Here is a 19147-nt window from a genome sequence, read left to right as displayed (position 1 = left end):
CCAGGATTCGAAATGGCTTTCCTCGCCGACGCGCTTTCTCGCGTAAAACCTTCCGCCACCATCGCCGTGACCCAGAAAGCGCGGGAGTTGCGCGGGCAGGGGCGCGAAATCATCAGCCTCTCCGTGGGCGAGCCGGATTTCGATACGCCCGAGAACATCAAGGCCGCGGCGATCGCGGCGATCCAGCGCGGCGAGACCAAATACGGCCCGGTCGCCGGCATCCTGCCGCTCCGCGAGGCCATTTCGAAAAAATTCAAGCGCGAGAACGGGCTCGACTACAAGCCGACGCAATGCATTGTCGGCACGGGCGGCAAGCAGATTTTGTTCAACGCGCTGATGGCGAGCCTCAATCCCGGCGACGAGGTCATCATTTCCGCGCCCTATTGGGTGTCCTATCCGGAAATCGTCGCGCTGTGCGGCGGCACGGCGGTGTTTGTCGAGACCAGGGCGGAGGAGGCCTACAAGCTCCAGCCCGAATCCCTGGAGCGGGCGATCACGCCGCGCACCAAATGGGTGATCCTGAATTCGCCTTCAAATCCCTCGGGCGCGGCCTATACGCGCGATGAACTCAAGGCCCTGACAGAGGTCTTGCTGCGCTACGAACATGTCTGGGTGCTCACCGACGACATGTATGAGCATCTGGTCTACGGCGATTTCGTCTACACGACCCCCGCGCAGGTCGAGTCGGGCCTTTACCACCGCACGCTCACCATGAACGGGGCTTCGAAGGCCTATGCCATGACCGGCTGGCGCATCGGCTATGCGGCGGGGCCGGAAAAGCTCATAAAGGCCATGGACATGATCCAGGGTCAGCAAACCTCCGGCGCCTGCTCGGTCGCGCAATGGGCGGCGGTCGAGGCGCTTGATGGACCGCAGGATTTTATCGCCACCAGCCGCCGCGTTTTTGAAAGCCGCCGCGACCTCGTCGTCTCCATGCTCAACCAGGCCGCGCATTTGCAGGCGCACAAGCCCGAGGGCGCGTTTTATGTTTTTCCGTCGTGCGCGGGCGCGATCGGGAGAACCTCGGCGGGTGGGACCAAAATCCTCAGCGACGTGGATTTCGTCACCGCGCTGCTGGAAGAGGAAGGCGTCGCGGTCGTGCAGGGCTCGGCCTTCGGCATGGGGCCGAATTTCCGGGTCTCTTACGCCACCTCGAACGAAGCCCTGGAAAAGGCCTGTGCGAAGATTCAGGCGTTTTGCGCGGGATTGAGGTGATCAGGCGGCGCGCAGCCACTTGACCACGTCCGCCCAGGCTCCGCGCAGATTCCGCGTCCCCAAAAACAGGCTCAGATGGCCGCCCTCGGCCATGCGAGAAACGATTTGTTCCGGTGGCGTCCCCACCAGATTGGCGCACGCAAAAGTTTGCGCTGGCGCCGTGATCTCGTCTTGGTCAGCCGCCAGCAGGAACAAGGGGCTTCGGATGTCGCTCAGATTGATTTGCTTTCCCAGCGCCACAAAATCGCCCCGCGCCAAGGCGTTGGACTTGTAGAAATTTTCGACCACTTCGAGATAATAGACGCCGGGGAGGTCGAGCGTGCAGGCGGCCCAGCGGCGGAACGCCTCCGCGCTGGCGGCAAATTCCTCGGAGTCGTAGGGCTCGTCGCTTTGCAGCAGGCGGTGGACGTCCTCGGGGGCCTGTGGCTGTGGCCAGATCCGATCCGCATGGGCGCCGAGCGCCAGACCGCCCCCCAGCCTCACCACATCGCGGAACATTTCCAGCGACGTCGATTGCGCCAGACGGGAGAGTTTTGAATCGCCCGCCTCGATGTCGACGGGCGCGCCGGCCAAAACGAATTTTTGCAGCCGCCCAGGAAAGCGCGCGGCGAACATCAGGCCGAGCCAGCCGCCCTGGCAGATGCCGACAAAATCGACTTCGCCCAGTTCGCCGATCAGCACGTTGAGGTCGCAGAGGTAATCGTCGATGCCCCGGCCAGCCTCGTCAGGGCCGGCCGATATCCACTCGATCAAATAGAGCGGCGCGCCGCAGGCCCGCAGAGTCTGCATCAGGCTGTGGCCCGCGTGGAGGTCTGCGATCTGCGCGCCATGGAGCGCGAAGGGCGCGCAGACGAGAATGGGCCGTCCCTCGCCCTCGCCGAACCGGCGCAGACGCGCCGCGCGGAGTTTTAGAACGACCTCGTTGGCGCTCGCCCAATCCGGCGCAGGCGCCGGCGTGGACGCAGCAAAGCCCCCCGCCAATTGCCGCACGAACTGAGCGCTCGCCTCGGCGACCGCCAAGCCAGGCAAAAACAGCCCCGCCCATTCCTGGGCAAATGGATTCCCTCCCCGCATGCGGTCTCCGCCTTATTATTCATCTATAAACCATATAGCCGACGACCGCATTGTTCTAAAGCAGGGTCGGCGCCCGCCCGTTCGCCCGCTAAAAAAGAGAGCAAACAAGAATGCAGCGGTTTCTTTACCGCAGGGAGACGCTTTGACGGGACAGTTGACCCGATGGATTTGCGGGCTTTTCGGCCTGATCCTGCTCGCGGCGCCCGCTCGCGCCGAGTCGCCGGAGCTGGACGGCGACAAGCCGGCGCAAAATTTCGTGATCGGCTATCTGCGCCGCGCCGAAAACCGCACGGCGATCTCGCGGCTTTCCCTTCCGGCCGAGAACGACGGACAGGCCGGCGCCGAATCCGGGCTCGACGACAACAATGTCGCCGGGGAATTTTTGGGCCAAAAGTTTTCGCTTGCCGCCCACCGGCTCAAGCCGGGCGAAGACCCCGGACAGGCTCTCGCCGATCTGGAGGCCAAGGGCGCGCGCTTCGTGCTCGCTGACCTTCCGGCGGAAGCGCTGCTGAAAGCCGCCGACAGCCCCGCAGGAGCCAAAACGCTGCTGTTCAACATCGGCGCGGCCGACGAGATTTTGCGCGAGGAGTCTTGCCGTGCGAACGTCATCCATGTCGCGCCATCGCGCGCCATGCTGGCCGACGGCCTCACGCAATATCTGCTGTGGAAGCAATGGCGCAAATTGCTGGTGGTCGTCGGCTCGCATGACCAGGACCGGCTGTGGGCGGAGGCGCTGAAGCGCTCCGCGACCCGCTTCGGCGGAAAAATCATTGAGGAGCGCATGTTCGCCGACGCCGGCGGGGCGCGCCGCGCCGACAGCGGGGTGGCGCTGGTGCAGAAGCAAATCCCGGCCTTCACCCAAAACGCCCCCGCATATGACGTTATGCTGGCTGCCGACGAAAGCGCGGTCTTTGCCGAATATCTCCCTTACCGCACCTGGGATGCGCGTCCGGTCGCCGGTTCCGCCGGGCTCGTCCCCACCTCTTGGGACCCCGCCTACGAGCAGGCCGGCGCGACGCAATTGCAGCAGCGTTTTGAGCGCAAGTTTCTCCGCCACATGACCGCGCTCGACATGAACGGCTGGACGGCGGCGCGCATGATTGGCGATGCTGCGGCCCATGACGCGGCCGGCGACACAAGCGCGGCGCGGGCCTATTTCTTGTCAAAAGATTTTGCGCTCGCCGCCTTCAAGGGCCAGAAACTGACCCTTCGCGACTGGAACCTGCAATTGCGCCAGCCCATTCTGCTCTCGGACGGTCGCAATGTCGTGTCCGTCTCGCCGCAAGAGGGTTTTATGCATCAGTTTTCCGAACTCGACACATTGGGCCTCGACCGACCGGAGACGAAATGCCGTTTGAAATGAGCCGTTGCGCCTTCGTCCTCGCGCTTCTTGCGGCTGGTCCCGCCTTCGCCACCGACGCCTTCGTCAGCAATGAGAAGGGCAATACCATTTCCGTCATCGACGTCGAGTCGATGATGCTGAAGAAGACGATTCCGGTGGGCCAGCGCCCGCGCGGATTGGTCGTCACCCCCGACCAGAAAACGGTTTTCGTCGCGCTGGGCGACATCGACAGAATCGCCGCCATCGATACCCAGACCCTGGCGGTATCTGGCGAATTTGACGCGGGGCGCGACCCCGAGCGGCTCGATATTTCGCCTGATGGCAAAACCCTTTATGTCACCAACGAGGACAGCAACACCCTGACCTTCTTCAATCTGGAGACCAAGGAGCGTCTTGGCGGGGCGCGGCTTGGCGTCGAGCCCGAGGGGCTGGCGGTGAGCCCGGACGGAAAAACCATCGTCGCCACCACCGAAACCACCAATATGGCGCATTTCGTCGACGCGGAGAGGCGAAAAATTTTGGCCAATGTGCTGGTGGACGCGCGTCCGCGCATGGCCGCCTTCACGCCTGACGGCAAGGAGGTCTGGGTTTCCACGGAAATTGGCGGTACGATCTGCATCATCGACGCGGAAACGAGAAAAATTGTCGAGCGCATAAGGTTCGAGATTCCCGGACTTCGCGCCGAAAACATCCAGCCGATTGGCGTCAACATGAGCCGTGACGGCAAGCTCGCCTTCATCTCGCTCGGCCCCGCCAACCGCATCGCGGCGGTCGACGTGAAGTCGCGAAAAGTGCTCAAATATTTGTTGGTGGGCCAGCGCGTTTGGCACGCCGCCCTTACGCCGGACGACAAGTTCCTGCTGACCGCCAACGGCATTTCGAACGATGTTTCGGTCATCGATGTTAGCGCGTTGAAGGTCGTAAGATCGATTCAGGTGGGAGAATCGCCGTGGGAACTGGTGATTCCGGGGCCTTCGAAACCATGACGGCGCCGGCGCTGGAGGCGCGCAACGTCTCGCACAGCTATGGCGCGCGAAAAGCGCTTGACGATGTGAGCTTTTCCGTCGCCCGGGGCGCGTTTTGCGTGCTGCTCGGCCTGAATGGGGCTGGAAAAAGCACGCTGTTTTCGCTGGTGACGCGGCTGTTCGCGCTGCGACGCGGATCGCTCGCCGTGATGGGCTGCGATCTCCAGCGTGAACCGCGAAAAGCGCTGGCGCAATTGGGGGTGGTGTTCCAGTCGCGCACGCTCGACCTCGACCTGACCGTCGCGCAGAATTTTTACTACCACGCCGCGCTGCACGGCATTGGCAAGGCGCAGGCGAATGCGCGCACCCAGGACTTGCTCGCCGCCGTCCAACTCGCCGACCGCGCCGGGGACAAAGTGCGCAATCTCTCCGGCGGGCAGATGCGCCGCGTCGAAATCGCCCGCGCCCTGCTGCACCGGCCGCGCCTGCTGGTGCTCGACGAGCCGACCGTCGGCCTGGACATCGGCGCCCGCGCGGACATTTTGAAACTGGTGCGCGGGTTGATCGCGAGCGAGGGCATGAGCGTGCTGTGGGCCACCCATCTCACCGACGAGGTCTTCGAGACTGATGACGTCATCGTGCTGCACAAGGGTTTTGTGCGCGCGAACGGCTCAGTTCGGAGCCTGCTGGAGCAAACCGGCGCGACGGACATAAAAGACGCTTTCGTGCGCTTGATCGGGGAGGGGGCGCCATGACGCTCGCGGCTTACGCCATCTGCCTGAAAGGCATCGTCTGGCGCGAAGGCCTGCGCTTCCTGCACCAGCGCGAGCGTTTTGTCTCCGCTTTGGTGCGCCCGCTGGTCTGGCTGTTCATCTTCGCCGCCGGCTTTCGTCAGGTTCTGGGCATTTCCATCATCCCGCCCTATGAAACCTACATCCTCTACGAGGTCTACATCACGCCTGGCCTGCTGGCGATGATCCAGCTGTTCAACGGCATGCAGTCTTCGCTGTCGATGGTTTATGATCGTGAGATGGGCAATATGCGGGTGCTGCTGCTGTCGCCTTTTCCCCGTTGGTTCCTGCTGTTTGGAAAGCTGATCGCGGGCACCTTGGTCTCCGTGCTGCAATGCTACGCCTATTTGCTGATCGCCTGGCTGTGGGACATCGAGCCGCCGCCGCTGGGATATCTGACCGTGCTGCCAGCTTTCCTGCTCGTCGGGCTAATGTTGGGCGCGCTGGGCATGCTGCTGTCGTCGCTGATCAAGCAGCTCGAAAATTTCGCCGGCGTGATGAATTTTGTCATCTTCCCGATGTTTTTCGCCTCCTCCGCGCTTTATCCGCTGTGGCGCGTGAAGGAGGGCAGTCCCTGGGTCTATTTCATCTGCCAAATCAATCCGTTCACCCACGCCGTCGAACTGATCCGCTTCGCGCTTTACAACCAGTTCAATCCGCTCGCCTTCGCCGTGGTGTTCGGCTGCACCTTGGTCTTCATGCTGGGCGCGCTGGTGGCCTACGACCCCTCGCGCGGCCTGATGGCGTTGAGGGGCGCGCCAGGCGCCGCAGCATGAGCAAAGAGCGCCGCTGCATGAGCAAAGAGCGCCGCAGCATGAGCAAAGAGCGTCGCAGCATGAGCAAAGAGCGTCGCCGCCTGAGACAAGGAGCGCCGCGGCATGAGACAGGAGCGCCGCGGCTTGATCTGAACAAACCTACTATTTTGCTAGACTTCTGTCCCGCTTCCCGGCAATAAATGCCCATGCGCGATTGGGACTCAACCCTTTATCTGAAATTCGAGCGCGAGCGGGCGCAAGCCGCGCGCGACCTTCTGTCGCGCGTGCCGCCGCTGGCGCCGCGCAAAATCGTCGATCTCGGCTGCGGCCCCGGCAACAGCGCCGCCATCCTGTCGCTCTACTACCGTTGCGGCGACATTTTGGGCATAGACCGCTCGCCCGGCATGATCAGGGCGGCGCGCGAGCGTTTGCCGGGGGCGCGCTTCGTCGAGGCCGATTTGGCGAACTGGACGCCGGAAACCAATGTCGACCTGATTTTTGCGAACGCCGCCCTGCATTTCGCGCCGGACCACGACCGCCTGCTGCCAAAACTCCTGTCCTTCCTCAATCCCGGCGGCGTGCTCGCTGTGCAGATGCCGAACGTGCTGCAGGACCCCGCCCATGCCCTGATGCGCATGGTGGCGGTGGATGGTCCCTGGATGGAAAAACTGGCGCCCATTGCAAAAAGCCGCGCCGCCATCGGCTCCATCGACGATTATTACGCTTGGCTGTCCCGGCATGTGCGCGCCATCGACCTCTGGCAGACCACTTACGTGCATCCGCTGGACGGTCATGACGCGGTGATCGACTGGTTCGCCGGCTCGGCGCTGCTGCCGTTCCTCGACCGGCTCGAAGACGCGGAAAGCGCCGCCTTTCTGGCGCATTACCGCCGCGAACTGGAGATGGCCTATCTGGCGCAGGACGACGGCAAGGTTTTGTTGCACTACCCGAGGTTGTTCTTTGTCGCGCAGGTGTGATGCGCGTAAACCAGCATGACCTTCGCTTCTTGCCTTCGCCACAATTTAGCGGCAGACAGTGGGCATGGCTCAAGCTCTGACCCGCGCCCTCGCCCTGTTCGCCCTTGCAAGCCCCGCCCTTGCCGGTGGTCTGCCCGACCATCCGCCCGCGCCGCCGCCGCGCCCGGCCTTTCCGAGCGACCCGCCCGAAACCGCGCCTGGAGCCGATCAGCCGGCTGTGGTCGAACTCAGGCCCAGCGTAGCCCCATCCGCGCCTGCCGATGTCGCGCCGCCAGCGGAAGCCCGGATCGATCCGCCCCCGCCGCCGCCGTTCAAGCCGCGTCCGGACAAAGCCGCCGAACCCGACCCTGACGGGTTCACCGCCGCCGAAAAGGCCGGCCTCGCCGATCTCACCCGCAAATACGCCGCGCGCCATGGCGTGCCGCTGGCGCTTCTCCACCGCATCATCATGCGCGAGAGCAAATATCATCCGGGGGTGGTCCACCGCCGCTATTACGGACTGATGCAGATCACCCACGCCACCGCGCGCGGCATGGGTTACAAGGGCGGCGCAAAGGGCCTTCTCGACGCGGAAACCAATCTGGCCTATGCAACGCCCTATCTCGCCAACGCCTGGGCGCTCGCCGACGGCGACATGAACCGTGCAGTGACGCTCTACGCCGCCGGCTATTACTACACGGCAAAGTCGAAGAACATGCTCGGCGCGATGCGTCACGCCCATTCGCCGCCGGTCAAGCCCGAGGCGGCCGCGTCGCAGGAGACGCCGACCCTGGCCTCGCCGCCGCAGCAGCAAACCGGATTTTTTGACAGCCTGTTCGAGCGCTGATTCTTGTATCGCCGCCGCACCCGTCCTATCTCCCTGATGAAAGCTTGGGGGAAGCGATGACCGGCGAACTGCGTCTCATGGCCATGGACGAGGACGATCTCGCCGTGCTCTCTGCCCACACGCAGGACGCCGTCCTGCATGTCGGCGACATGCTCTACCAGCCGAAAGAGCGGCGTTTCATCCTCGCGCTGCACCGTTTCGACTGGGTGCGCGCCGAAGCGCATCTGCGGGTGCAGGCGGGGCTGCATTTCGAGCATGTGCGCAAGGCCGCGCTGCACGGTTTTTGCCAGGACCGGCCTGAAGACATTCTGAACCTGCTGTCCATCGCCTTCGTTCCCGGAGACGCCCCCTCGGGCGAGATCATCCTCACCTTCTCCGGCGGCTGCGCCGTCAAGCTGGATGTCGAATGCATCGAGGCGCGTCTCGCCGACCTCGGTCCGCGTTGGCCGTGCAAGCATGCGCCGGAGCATGAGAGGCGGGCGCCCTGAAGCGATGGCGTTGCGTGGTGGTCTGGGGCCACGCAACGCTCGCTTTTTTCCGTCGGATCAGCCGCCCTTGCCCAAATAGGGGATGGTTCCCGCCGCGTCGGTGTCGTCGATGGCGAAGAACGTGCTGTGCGTTCCATCCTGCCGCGCCTTGGCGAAGGACGCGTAGTCGGGGTCGTTCACAAAACCCTTGAGGTCGTCGAGGCTCGGAAACTGGATCAGGGCGACCAGCGACAGATCGGGCTGGGGGCCTTCGATGGGCGTGATCCTGCCGCTGCGCGAAAGGTATTTGCCGCCATGTTTCGCGGCGATGTCGTGAACCTTTTCGGCATAGGTCGGAATCCAGGCGTCGTCGGTGACTTTGACTTGCGCAATGAGATAAACGGTCATGCTTTCCTCCGATGTGCAGGCGATCTTTTTTCGCGCCTGCTTGATGCGCTCAACGAGGGCGGCTTGCGAAAGTTTGCGCCAGCGCCGAGCGAATTGAAACTTATGCCTTCCTTAGGTTAAGCGGCGAGGTTTTCGACGTGAAGCCGGTGGCCGTAAAGCTTGACAAAATTTGCCCGCGCGCCCAATTCGGCTCTTTGATCTGCCGGAGCCCCAAAATGCCGTTCAGGCTTGACGCCGCCGCCGAGAGTTTCCCGAGAGAATTTGAAGCGCTGCTGCACATGAAGCGCGAAACCTCGGAGGATGTCGACCATACGGTGCGCGACATCATCGCCGAGGTTTTGGCGCGCGGCGACGAGGCTCTCATCGATTTTTCGAAGAAATTCGACCGGATCGAATTGACGCCAGAGACTTTGCGCTTCACCCGCGAGGAGATCGAGGCCGCCGTCGCCGCCTGTCCGCAGGACCAGATCGACGCATTAAAACTGGCGCGCGACCGCATCGCCGTGTTCCACGAAAAACAAAAACCGTCGGACCTGCGCTTCACCGACGACGCTGGCGTCGAACTCGGCTGGCGCTGGAGCGCGGTGGATTCTGCTGGTCTTTATGTGCCCGGCGGCACCGCCTCGTACCCGTCCTCCGTCCTGATGAACGCGCTGCCCGCAAAAGTGGCGGGCGTCGAGCGCCTTGTCATGGTCGCGCCCGCGCCGGACGGAAAAATTTCGCCACTGGTGCTGGCGGCGGCGCATTTGGCAGGCGTCGACGAGATCTATCGCGTCGGCGGCGCCCAGGCCGTCGCCGCGCTGGCTTACGGCACCAAGACCATCGCGCCGGTGGCCAAGATCGTCGGGCCGGGCAACGCCTATGTCGCCGCCGCCAAGCGCCGCGTGTTCGGGCAATGTGGCATCGACATGATCGCCGGCCCCTCCGAAGTCTTGATTCTCGCCGACAAGACGGCCAATCCCGAATGGATCGCCATCGATCTGCTGGCCCAAGCCGAGCACGACACGGCGGCGCAGAGCATCCTTATCACCGACGACCCGGCTTTGGCCGATGCGGTCGAAGCCGCTGTCGAGGCGCGCTTGCAGACGCTTCCGCGAAAAAAAATCGCCGAAAAGAGCTGGCGTGAGCTGGGGGCGGTGATCGTGGTGAAGACCCTCGCCGAGTCCATCCCGCTCGCCGACCGCATCGCCGCCGAGCATCTGGAGATCATGGCGGAAAACGCCGAAGAGCTGGCGGCGCGGGTGCGCAACGCCGGGGCGCTGTTCATTGGCGCCTACACGCCGGAGGCCGTCGGTGATTATGTCGGCGGCAGCAATCACGTGCTGCCGACCGCCCGTTCGGCGCGTTTTTCGTCCGGTCTGAATGTGCTGGATTTCATGAAGCGCACGTCAATTCTGAAATGTTCGGCGGAGTCGCTGCAAAAAATCGGCCCCGCCGCCGTCACGCTGGGCAAGGCGGAAAATCTTGACGCCCATGCGTTGTCGGTGGCGCTGCGGCTGGAGGCGCGATGACGGTCAGCGAGCGACGCAATCGCCTGATCGCCATCACTCTCGACGAGGAATCGATCGGGCGGGGCTCGGCCGACCAGGAGCACGAACGCGCCATCGCGATCTACGACCTGATCGAGGACAATTCCTTTGCCCTGCCGGGCCAGGATCGCGGCCCCTACCAGTTGCGCATCGGGATGATCGACTCGAAACTCGCGCTCAACATTTCGGATCAGGCGGGCGAGCGGGTGATCGTCCATATCCTCTCGCTCAGCCCGTTCCGCCGCATTCTCAAGGATTATTTCATGATCTGCGAGAGCTATTTCGCCGCGATCCGCACGGCGAGCCCGGGGCAGATCGAGGCGATCGACATGGGCCGTCGCGGGCTGCACAATGAAGGCGCGCAACTGCTGGTGGAAAGGTTGCGCGGCAAGGTGGACTGCGATTTCGACACCGCTCGGCGCCTGTTCACCCTGGTCACCGCCCTGCACTGGAAGGGCGACGCGTGAGCCCCCGCCCGAGCGCCGTGCTGTTCACCTGCACGCTCAATGCGGTGCGCTCGCCGATGGCGGAGGCGATGGCGAAAAAATATTTCGGCAGGGAAATGCGGATCGAATCGGCGGGCGTGCGCGCCGGCGAGACTGACGGTTTCGCCATGGTGGCGATGCAGGAGATCGGCCTCGACATCACCCGCCATTGGCCGCGCACTTTTGAAGAGTTGGAATTCACCGAATTCGATCTGGTGATCGCCCTGTCATCCTCCGCGCAGCGCAAGGCGGAAGATTTTTTTCATGGGCGCGCTCGCGTCGAATTCTGGCCGACCGAAGACGCCACCATGATCGAGGGCGCCCGCGACCAGAAGCTGGAGGCGTTCCGAGAGGTTCGTGACGGCTTGCTCGCGCGCATAAAACAGCGGTTCCGCTGAGGTGCTGACGCGGCTGGGGCTGTTCGACGGCAGACCGGAAAGCCGCCGCGCCGCTCTGCTGGATTTTTGCTCCGAGATTTTGGGGGTTGCGCGGAGCCGGCTGGGCTTGGCGCATGACCCGCTTGGCGCGCCACTGCTGCTGGTGGATGGGGCGCCGGGCGAGTGGAGCGTTTCGTCTTCGTCGCGCGAGGATGTTTGTTTGTTCGGGTTGGCGCGGAGTGTGCGGATTGGGGTCGATGTCGAGATCGTCAGGCCGATCGAGCCGCCGGACGTCGCCCTGCATCTCCGCGAGCGGACGCGCCTGACTGGCGCGCCCATCGACGCTTTTTACGAACTGTGGACGCTCAAGGAAGCCTATGTGAAGGCGCTGGGCGTCGGCTTTCGCCGCGATCTCGCGCAGATCGAAGTTTTGGGTGCGGCGCCGGTCCTCCGGGAGTTCGGGCGCCCCGTCGCCCTTGCGGACGCGCGGCTTTGGCGCGAACGGGTTGGCGCAAAGACGGTGATGTGTGCGGCCCTGACCCTTTGATACGGTTTCCGCAAGATCGCTTCGCGATCCGCGAAAACGAAATCGCGCGGAAATCCTCCAAGCGAAGGGCGGATTTCCGCGCGAACGGAATACGATTTCCGAACTGATCGTTCGGAAATCGTATGAGAGCCGCTTCACCGCGAAAGCTTGAGCTGAAAGCTGGACACGCCCGTATGGGACTGCTGAACTGCGCCTTTGTTTTGCTGTGGGACTGGGATCATGATCGATTGGAATGCCGTGGAAGCGGCGCGGGCGACTGTTTTTGATGTCGTTCGGACCGCGTTTCTTGTGGTCGCCGGCTTGGTTGCTTACGTTCAGCTACGAGAAATGTATCGTCTGCGCCGCCTGCAAACACTGTCGTCCTTCAACGAACGACTGGCGCGATGCACAAAAGCCAACACATGGATCGACAAGCCAAATTTGAATTGGGGTGAACTCGATAGCGAAATAAAATACGACTATCAGAACTATATTGCGGTGTTCGAGGACATAGGGGCGGCGCGCAAGATTGGACTTTTGTCGCACGATGACTTCATCGCCAGCTACGGCGGAAGGTTCATGAAATTGCACAATTCAGGAACCCTCCATCAGTTCATCGACGGAGCCGGATTGTGCGCGGACAATTTCAACCATCTGCGCATCTTGCTCAAAGACATCGGCCAGGACGACAGAGCCTATCTGGACAGGGCGCGGAGCCAAGACCCCGCGCCCCCTTCCGATCAGCTCAGGGCCGCCAGCGCCTGAGCGTCGGCGGCAAAAACCCCTTTTTCCGTGATGATGCCGGTCACCAGCCGCGCCGGGGTCACGTCGAAACCGGGGTTTTTCGCCGGCGTCGTCTTCGGCGCGATGCGCACCGTCACCAGCTCGCCGCTATCGGCTTCGCCCGACATGTGCGTAACCTCGTCCTGCGCGCGCTCCTCGATGGGGATCAGGCTGCCTGACGCCAGCGCGAAATCGAAGGTCGAGACCGGGGCCGCGACATAAAAGGGGACGCCGTTGTCTTTCGCGGCCAACGCCTTCAGATAGGTGCCGATCTTGTTGCAGGCGTCGCCGTTGGCGGCGATGCGGTCGGCGCCGACGATGCAGACGTCGACCTCGCCATGCTGCATCAGGTGACCGCCGGCATTGTCGACGATCAGCTCATGCGACACGCCCTGCTGGCCAAGTTCGAAGGCGGTGAGGAAAGCGCCCTGGTTACGCGGGCGGGTTTCGTCAACGAAGACATGCAGCGGAATCCCGGCGGCCTGCGCCTTGTAAATCGGCGCCGTCGCCGTGCCCCAGTCGACCGTCGCCAGCCAGCCGGCGTTGCAATGGGTGAGGATGCGCAACGGCTTTCCCTCCCGCTTTTCGGCGAGAGTTCGAAGAATCGCCAGGCCGTTGTCGCCGATGGCGGAATTGCAGGCGATGTCCTTCTCCGCGAGATGCTTGGCAAAAGTCATGGCGGAGTCGCGGCGCAGCTCTTCCGGCATCTGCGCCAGGAACTGCCCGATCTGCTCCAGCGCCCAGGCCAAATTCACGGCGGTCGGGCGAGTCTTGCGCAAGACTTCGCGCGCACGGGCGAGGCCGTCGTCGGAGGCGTCGGCGCGCATGGCGAGCGCCACGCCATAGGCCGCGGTCACCCCGATCAGCGGCGCGCCGCGCACCAGCATGTCCTTGATCGCCCGCGCGGCGTCGTCCAGGTTGCGCAACAGGACGGTTTCGATCCGATGCGGCAGCCGCGTCTGGTCGATGATGAAAACCCCGTTTCCATCGGCGTCGGGCCAGATGGTGGTGCGTTTTTCTCCGGCGATCAGCATTTCAAGACTCCCTTGGCCGCATCCTGCGGCTTCGATTCGATGGAATGGGCGATTCTGCCTTCGCGCAGCGCCAGCAGTGTGCCCGGCTCAAGAACGGTCCAGCTTTCGTCCGAGGTCAGCGGTCCCGTGGCGACCACGGTGACGCAATCGTCTGGCCCGGTTTCCTCGGCGAAATTCACCGAGCGGTCCGCGTCGATCAGCGTCGCCTTGCCGAACGGGGCGCGGCGGGTGAGGCAGGACAGCTTTTTGCCGCAATAGGCATAGAGCGTGCGTCCGTCCGACAGCAGCATGTTGAACACGCCCATCGGCGCCAGCTGCGCGCTGAGTCGGTGCACCTCGCGGTCGAGCCGCGCCGGCGGCGGCAGGGCGTCGAATTTTTTCCGCAACTGGTCGAGCATCCAGCAGAAAGCGTGCTCGCTGTCGGTGGTCCCGACCGGCGCATAGAATTCGAGCGGCAGTTTTTTCACGCCGCGCAACTGGCCGTTATGGGCGTAGGTCCACACTCTGCCAAAAAGTTCGCGGGAAAACGGATGGGTGTTGGCCAGCGACACTTTGCCGCTGTTGGCCTGGCGGATATGGGCGATGACGGTCAGGCTTTTGATCGGATGCGCGCCGAGAAAGCGCGCGATCTCCGAATGCGCCGCGGGTTCGGGATCGTGGAAGAATCGCGCGGCCCGGCCGTCGTAGAAGGCGATTCCAAAACCGTCGCGATGCGGGCCGGCGCCGCCGCCGCGCCGCGCCAGGCCGGCGAAGGAAAAGCGAATGTCGGTGGGGACATTCGCGCTCATGCCTAGAAGTTCACACATGGGCGCGCCGGGGCGAGGAAGACCCTGTCGCAATACAGAAGCTCGCCGTCCGCGCCAAGCAGAAACTCAGGGGCGACGCAGCAGCGTCAGGGCGTCGATGCCGAAACCCATTTCCTGAGGATTGCCGCCCCAGTTGAACGTCTCGGATTCCAGCACCTGGAGACCGGCGCGCCGGGCCATGTGCCAGAAGACCGTTTCGCTGCCGAAATTGCGGGAATGCGGATTGTCGCGGTAATGGCCGCCGGGATTGCCGGTGTAGTTGGAATAGTGCAGCAGCGCCTGGCCGCCGGGTCTCAGGATGCGTTTGAGGTCGACGATGTAGGAGAGCACGTCCTCGAATTCGAAATGCACCATCGCGTCGTAGCTGAAGACGGCGGTCATGGACGCATCGGCGACGCCGGCGAAATCGTGACCGTTTCCGACGTGATAGCTGACGTTGCCGCGGCTCGCGAATCGCTGCCGGCAAAAGGCGATGTTGCTCTCGTTGATGTCGGAGACCGTGATCGCGACGGCGCGGTCGACGATCTGCGCGGCATGCCGGCCATGGCCGCAGGCCAGTTCGAGAACGCTGGACAGATCGGCGATGAAATCGAAGAGCCGCGCGAAACGGCTCCGCGGTCCCCAGAACCCGTCGAGCCACGCGGGGCTTTCAGCGTCCTGATAATAACCGTGGTTATCCCAATGCGACCCGATCTGCTCGCGCTCGAAGGCGCCGATCTCGGAATTTTTCATCGCGTCGCGCTCCGGATCATTTCATCGGCATGTCAGGAGATCGGGCCTGCGATCGGCCAAGGTTTTCGATGGTACCGCCACCCCGGCTCGAACGGGGGACCTCTAGATCCACAATCTAGCGCTCTAACCAACTGAGCTATGGCGGCAACGCGGGGCGGACCCTATAAGCAGAGGCGCGCGAATGCAAGTGCCTTCGCGCGCCAATTTTGCAGTTCCGCGCCGGTTCAGCTCGAGGACTTAAAACCCTTGCCGAACTGATCCTTCAGCGGGCCGGCGGCGTCGGCCGCGACCTGCTGGGCCAGGGTCGTCAGTTCCTTGGCCTGCGTCGAGAGCGCCTCATATTGCTTGCGCATATGTTCGCTCTGCAGCGCAATGGCCTCGGAGACGGAATGCACGGTGGCGAGCGCCTTCATGTATTCCATCGAAGCGGCGGCGTTGGCTTGATACGCTTCCATCGCCTTGGCGGAAAAAGCCTGGAGGCTCTTGCTCGCGGCGGCGAAGGAGCCTTCCAGCGCGTGCGCGGTCTCGGCGGCCTTCGACTTGGTGGCCTTGGCCTTCTCCGCCTTGGGGGCGGGAGCGGGCTGTTCCACGTTTTCAGCCGGCGCGGGATCCTGCGCCTTGGCCTCTGGAGCGGGCTCTTGCTTCGGCGCTGGAGCGGGCGCCTCGACTTCGAGCACGGGAGCGACGGTTTCGGCTTCCTGCGCCGGGGCGGGCGACTCCGCGATCGGCGCGGGGGCCTCGACCGGCGTGGCGACCGGCGCCGCGTCGGCGAACAGCGCCGCCTCCGCGACCACGGGCGCCGGCGCGGGCCTGGGCCTGACGGGCTTGCGCGGAGGAGCCATTATTTGTGGTCCGGAGTCATGGCGGACTTGATCGTCTCGCCCATGGCCTTGGCCTGCTCCTGGACGGCGGCGATCTGCGACTTGAGATATTCGGTCTGGATCGCCATCATTTCCTTGGGATCCTTGGCCTTGACCAGGCTTTCGGCGAGGTCGAACGCCGCCTTCACATTGGCCTCGGCATAGGAGATCGCCTTGGCGCTCATGTCCTTGACGCCGGCGGCCGCGTTCTCGGCGGCGGCTTCGGTCTGCGCGGCCGCCTTCTGCGCGGCGGCGACATAGCCGTCAAAGGCCTTGCGGGCCTGATCGACGGTCTTTTCGGCGAATTCGCGGACTTCCGCGGGAATTTCAAGGTTCAGATGATTGGTCATGGGACATCCTGTATGATTGCGCCCGGGCATTCCAGCGCTCCCACACCCCCGGGCCAATGAAGTTCACGCTTGGACAATTAGCACGGGAAATGCTGCGCTGCAATTAGACTTTGTGCAGTGCAGCATAGACCGCAGGGTCCCTCCGTCGACCGCTGGAATTAACGAATTGTTCACCATAGCATGCGGTGGGAGCAAATGTCCTGGATCAAAACTGGATTCCGGAAGGCGGACGTGTTTAATCTTTTATTAAATAATTCTGGGCGGGACGATGGACGGAAGAGCGTTAGAGGGATCTCGGGCGGACATTGCCGCCGCCCTGGCCGAAGCTGGCGTCGCCTCGCTCGATCGGGCCGGCGCGCCCGTGCTGGTCGCCGAGGGCGACGGGCTGCGTCTCGTCCACGCCAATGCCGCGGCTCTCTCGCTTTTTGGCGCGGAGAGCGTCGCCGATCTCGCCGCGCGCCTGTTCGCGCCGGCGATCGCCGCGCGGCTCGTCGGCCTTGCGCCCGGCGCCAGCCGAATCGAACGTTTCGACTTCGGCCCGGGGACGCCACGACTCACCTTTCTTTGCCGCCGCGCCAGCACGGGTTCAAGACTTTTGGCGCTCGCCGGGCTCGGCTTGCGGCCGCGCGCCGCATCTGCGCCGAGACTTGGCCCCGCCGCGCGGCCTGTCGCCGCCTCGGAGACTTGCGCCGAGCTGAAGCGCGATTTCGAGCGCCGCTATCCCGGCCTGAAACCGGCGCGCTTCCTGTGGCGCACGGACGCGCGCAATGTCGTGACCGAGGTGACGCCGCCGCTCGCGGAAATCTTTGGCGGCGCCGCCGCCTCGCTGGTCGGGCGCGACCTGGCCCAGGTCGCGCGCAGTCTGGACATGGACCCCGACGATCGCCTCGCGACGGCGCTCACCGGCCGCGCCACCTTCAGCGGCGTCGAGCTGCTCTGGCCGATCGCCGGCGCCGGCGCCGCCGCGCCCGTGTCGCTCGGCGCTCTGCCCGCCTTCGACCGCGAAAAGGGCTTTGATGGCTGGCGAGGTTTTGGGGTCATTCAGCTCGACCGCATGCGCGAACTCGCCCAGCCGCCCGCATCGCCTGATGTCGCCGCGCCCGAGGCGCCCGCGCCTGACACGTCCGGGGTGGTGCTGCCCTTCCCGCCGGCCCGAGGCGGCGTCCCGGTGGAAAGCCGCGACGAGCCGGCGGCCCTGGTCACCCTGGCGCCGCATGAACGCCAGGCTTTCCGCGAGATCGCCCGCACGCTGGGGGCGCACGGGGAAGGCGCGGAAACCGGTTCGGGCGAGGCCGACCAACACGGATTTGACGACGATTCGCCCGACGTCTCGCCGGCCGAGGCCGCGCTCTTCGACGCGTGGCCCGTCGGATTGGCGATCCGTCAAGCCGGCGCCTGGGCGCGCGCCAACCGCACCTTGCTTGACTGGCTCGGCTGCGCCGACGCAGCCGAGTTGTGCAGGGCGGGGGGCGACCTCCGCCGCGCTTTTGACGCGCGCGGCCTCCAGGTTGACATCGAAACTGCGGCGACGCTCTGGCGCGGCGCTCCCGCCGAAGCGGTCGTCGTCATCCGCTCATCGGGCGTGGAAAAATCGTCCGAAAACGAAAAAATGTCCGAAAAAATCGCGGCGCTTCAGGCCAGCCTGCGCCAGCGCGAGGCCGAAGCCGCCGACGCCGCCGCCATCCTTGCGGCCTCGGCCGACGGCGTGGTCCTGTTCAACGCCGACGGCGACCTGCTCGGGCTGAACGCCGCCGCCGAAAAGCTTTTTGGGCGGACGCGCGACGAAAGCCTCAACATCCGCGACCTCGTCGCGCCAGAGGGACAGGCGGCGATCGCCGCCGCGCTGAGCCGGCTCGCCTCGGGCGATTCGGCGCCGACGCTGCGCCTGGCCTGCGGAACCCGCTCCGGCGCGGCGCTGACCTTGCGGACCAGCTTTGCGCGGATGAGCGGCGGCAGGAAATTCTGCGCCGTCTTCCGCGATCTCGCGCCGGCGGGCGAGGGGGCGCTGGCTCTTGGCGAGGGTGCGCAGGCCCTTGACGACGCCAGGGCGCGCGCGGAGGCCGCGGAGGCGGAAAGCCGCGCCAAGACCGAATATCTGGCCGCCGTCACGCATGAAATCCGCACGCCGCTCAACGCCATTCTCGGCTTCACCGAAGTCATCATGGACGAGCGGTTCGGTCCCGTCGGCAACGCGCGCTACAAGGAATATCTCAAGGACATCCACGCCTCCGGCGCCCATGTGATGAGCCTCGTCAACGACCTGCTCGACCTCTCCAAGATCGAGGCCGGCAAGCTCGACCTGAATTTCACCGCCGTGGACGCGAACCAGGTCGTTGCCGAATGCGTTTCGCTGATCCAGCCGCAGGCCAATCGCGAGCGGGTCATCACTCGTCTGGCGCTGGCGAGCGGGTTGCCGGCGGCCCTCGCGGACGAGCGCTCGTTGCGCCAGATCGTGCTCAACCTGCTCGCCAACGCCGTGCGTTACAACGAGCCGGGCGGGCAGGTGATCGTTTCGACCTCGCTGGTTTCGACGGGCGGGGCGGGGCGGGTGTTGCTGCGGGTCAAGGACACCGGCATCGGCATGAGCGAATCGGAGCTGGCGTCGGCGCTCGAACCGTTCCGGCAAGTGTCGTCGAAGGCGGGAGGCAGCGGCCTCGGCCTGCCGCTGACCAAGGCGCTGGCCGAGGCCAACCACGCCGAATTCGCCATCCGCAGCCGCAAGAACGAAGGCACGATGGTCGAAGTGAGTTTTGCGCTCGCGCCCGCCGTCGAGGACGTCGAGGGGCTGCGGTCGGTGGAGCAGGCGTCGCGTTGACGAGGCGGGGAGGGCGGCCATGGATGCGGG

At 64.4% G+C, this 19147-nt stretch carries 21 protein-coding genes and 1 tRNA gene; 14 read left to right on the top strand and 8 right to left on the bottom strand.

The genetic code is table 11. From position 1 onward, the window contains the following. Window positions 1-12 precede the first annotated feature (12 nt). Complete coding sequence (locus GJ654_RS14085; RefSeq protein ID WP_155446804.1) at window positions 13-1215, top strand: pyridoxal phosphate-dependent aminotransferase; 1203 nt, start codon at window positions 13-15, stop codon at window positions 1213-1215. Here GJ654_RS14085 and GJ654_RS14080 read toward each other — a convergent pair whose 3' ends face one another. Continuing rightward, a complete protein-coding gene (locus tag GJ654_RS14080; RefSeq protein WP_155446803.1) occupies window positions 1216-2289 on the bottom strand; it encodes an alpha/beta fold hydrolase in 1074 nt (357 codons plus the stop codon). A gap of 154 nt (window positions 2290-2443) precedes the next feature. Between GJ654_RS14080 and GJ654_RS14075 the strand changes: the two genes are divergently transcribed. The 7 genes from GJ654_RS14075 (at window position 2444) to GJ654_RS14045 (ending at window position 8433) form a co-directional block, all read left to right on the top strand. Further along, window positions 2444-3652 (top strand): ABC transporter substrate-binding protein, encoded by a 1209-nt coding sequence (locus GJ654_RS14075; protein ID WP_196305567.1) that lies wholly within the window; start codon window positions 2444-2446, stop codon window positions 3650-3652. After that, a complete protein-coding gene (locus tag GJ654_RS14070; protein WP_246664752.1) occupies window positions 3637-4617 on the top strand; it encodes a PQQ-dependent catabolism-associated beta-propeller protein in 981 nt (326 codons plus the stop codon). The genes GJ654_RS14075 and GJ654_RS14070 overlap by 16 nt, the downstream gene beginning before the upstream one ends. Further along, on the top strand, window positions 4614-5351 hold the full coding sequence (locus GJ654_RS14065) for an ABC transporter ATP-binding protein (protein ID WP_155446838.1): 738 nt from the start codon (window positions 4614-4616) through the stop codon (window positions 5349-5351). Before GJ654_RS14070 ends, GJ654_RS14065 begins: the two co-directional genes overlap by 4 nt. Continuing rightward, a complete protein-coding gene (locus GJ654_RS14060) occupies window positions 5348-6163 on the top strand; it encodes an ABC transporter permease (protein ID WP_155446801.1) in 816 nt (271 codons plus the stop codon). Before GJ654_RS14065 ends, GJ654_RS14060 begins: the two co-directional genes overlap by 4 nt. Before the next feature lie 185 nt (window positions 6164-6348). Then, window positions 6349-7119: a trans-aconitate 2-methyltransferase gene (tam, locus tag GJ654_RS14055; RefSeq protein WP_155446800.1), complete on the top strand. Its 771-nt coding sequence runs from the start codon at window positions 6349-6351 to the stop codon at window positions 7117-7119. 64 nt (window positions 7120-7183) lie between these two features. Continuing rightward, on the top strand, window positions 7184-7945 hold the full coding sequence (locus GJ654_RS14050; protein ID WP_155446799.1) for a lytic transglycosylase domain-containing protein: 762 nt from the start codon (window positions 7184-7186) through the stop codon (window positions 7943-7945). A 56-nt stretch (window positions 7946-8001) separates the two neighbouring features. After that, window positions 8002-8433 carry a DUF2948 family protein gene (locus GJ654_RS14045; protein ID WP_155446798.1) on the top strand — a complete coding sequence of 144 codons (432 nt, stop codon included), beginning with the start codon at window positions 8002-8004 and terminating at the stop codon, window positions 8431-8433. Window positions 8434-8490: 57 nt separating this feature from the next. On the opposite strand, the gene GJ654_RS14040 is transcribed toward GJ654_RS14045, so the two are convergent. Beyond that, window positions 8491-8820, bottom strand: coding sequence for a DUF1330 domain-containing protein (locus GJ654_RS14040; RefSeq protein ID WP_155446797.1), 330 nt, complete (start codon window positions 8818-8820; stop codon window positions 8491-8493). A 215-nt stretch (window positions 8821-9035) separates the two neighbouring features. On the opposite strand from GJ654_RS14040, the gene hisD reads away from it, so the two are divergent. The 5 genes from hisD to GJ654_RS14015 all read left to right on the top strand — a co-directional run bounded on the left by hisD (window position 9036) and on the right by GJ654_RS14015 (window position 12502). Then, window positions 9036-10331: a histidinol dehydrogenase gene (gene hisD / locus GJ654_RS14035; RefSeq protein WP_155446796.1), complete on the top strand. Its 1296-nt coding sequence runs from the start codon at window positions 9036-9038 to the stop codon at window positions 10329-10331. Beyond that, a complete protein-coding gene (locus GJ654_RS14030) occupies window positions 10328-10816 on the top strand; it encodes a UPF0262 family protein (RefSeq protein ID WP_155446795.1) in 489 nt (162 codons plus the stop codon). Before hisD ends, GJ654_RS14030 begins: the two co-directional genes overlap by 4 nt. After that, entirely contained in the window at window positions 10813-11232 is a 420-nt protein-coding gene (locus GJ654_RS14025; protein ID WP_264586255.1) for a low molecular weight phosphatase family protein, read from the top strand. Before GJ654_RS14030 ends, GJ654_RS14025 begins: the two co-directional genes overlap by 4 nt. Window position 11233: 1 nt before the next feature. Next, complete coding sequence (locus GJ654_RS14020) at window positions 11234-11758, top strand: 4'-phosphopantetheinyl transferase family protein (protein ID WP_155446794.1); 525 nt, start codon at window positions 11234-11236, stop codon at window positions 11756-11758. A gap of 219 nt (window positions 11759-11977) precedes the next feature. Then, a complete protein-coding gene (locus GJ654_RS14015; protein WP_155446793.1) occupies window positions 11978-12502 on the top strand; it encodes a hypothetical protein in 525 nt (174 codons plus the stop codon). Here the strand turns inward: GJ654_RS14015 and mtnA are convergent. From mtnA to GJ654_RS13985, 6 genes are all read right to left on the bottom strand, one after another. Beyond that, window positions 12478-13554 carry an S-methyl-5-thioribose-1-phosphate isomerase gene (gene mtnA / locus GJ654_RS14010; protein ID WP_155446792.1) on the bottom strand — a complete coding sequence of 359 codons (1077 nt, stop codon included), beginning with the start codon at window positions 13552-13554 and terminating at the stop codon, window positions 12478-12480. The genes GJ654_RS14015 and mtnA overlap by 25 nt on opposite strands. Next, a complete protein-coding gene (locus GJ654_RS14005) occupies window positions 13548-14360 on the bottom strand; it encodes a class II glutamine amidotransferase (RefSeq protein WP_155446791.1) in 813 nt (270 codons plus the stop codon). Before GJ654_RS14005 ends, mtnA begins: the two co-directional genes overlap by 7 nt. Window positions 14361-14426: 66 nt before the next feature. Beyond that, window positions 14427-15092: a class I SAM-dependent methyltransferase gene (locus GJ654_RS14000; protein ID WP_155446790.1), complete on the bottom strand. Its 666-nt coding sequence runs from the start codon at window positions 15090-15092 to the stop codon at window positions 14427-14429. A gap of 69 nt (window positions 15093-15161) precedes the next feature. Beyond that, window positions 15162-15238: transfer RNA gene (locus tag GJ654_RS13995), tRNA-His, on the bottom strand. Between the two features lie 78 nt (window positions 15239-15316). Then, window positions 15317-15934 carry a phasin family protein gene (locus tag GJ654_RS13990; protein ID WP_155446789.1) on the bottom strand — a complete coding sequence of 206 codons (618 nt, stop codon included), beginning with the start codon at window positions 15932-15934 and terminating at the stop codon, window positions 15317-15319. Continuing rightward, the gene (locus tag GJ654_RS13985) at window positions 15934-16302 is read right to left on the bottom strand and encodes a phasin (protein WP_155446788.1); all 369 of its coding nucleotides are present in this window, start codon (window positions 16300-16302) and stop codon (window positions 15934-15936) included. Before GJ654_RS13985 ends, GJ654_RS13990 begins: the two co-directional genes overlap by 1 nt. Before the next feature lie 268 nt (window positions 16303-16570). Between GJ654_RS13985 and GJ654_RS13980 the strand changes: the two genes are divergently transcribed. Beyond that, window positions 16571-19117: a PAS domain-containing sensor histidine kinase gene (locus tag GJ654_RS13980; protein ID WP_155446787.1), complete on the top strand. Its 2547-nt coding sequence runs from the start codon at window positions 16571-16573 to the stop codon at window positions 19115-19117. Window positions 19118-19147 lie beyond the last annotated feature (30 nt).

This window comes from Rhodoblastus acidophilus (genome assembly GCF_009720655.1).
Classification (GTDB): domain Bacteria; phylum Pseudomonadota; class Alphaproteobacteria; order Rhizobiales; family Beijerinckiaceae; genus Rhodoblastus; species Rhodoblastus acidophilus_A.
Note: the sequence above shows the minus strand (reverse complement) of the source record. Positions and strands in the feature narration are given on the sequence as shown.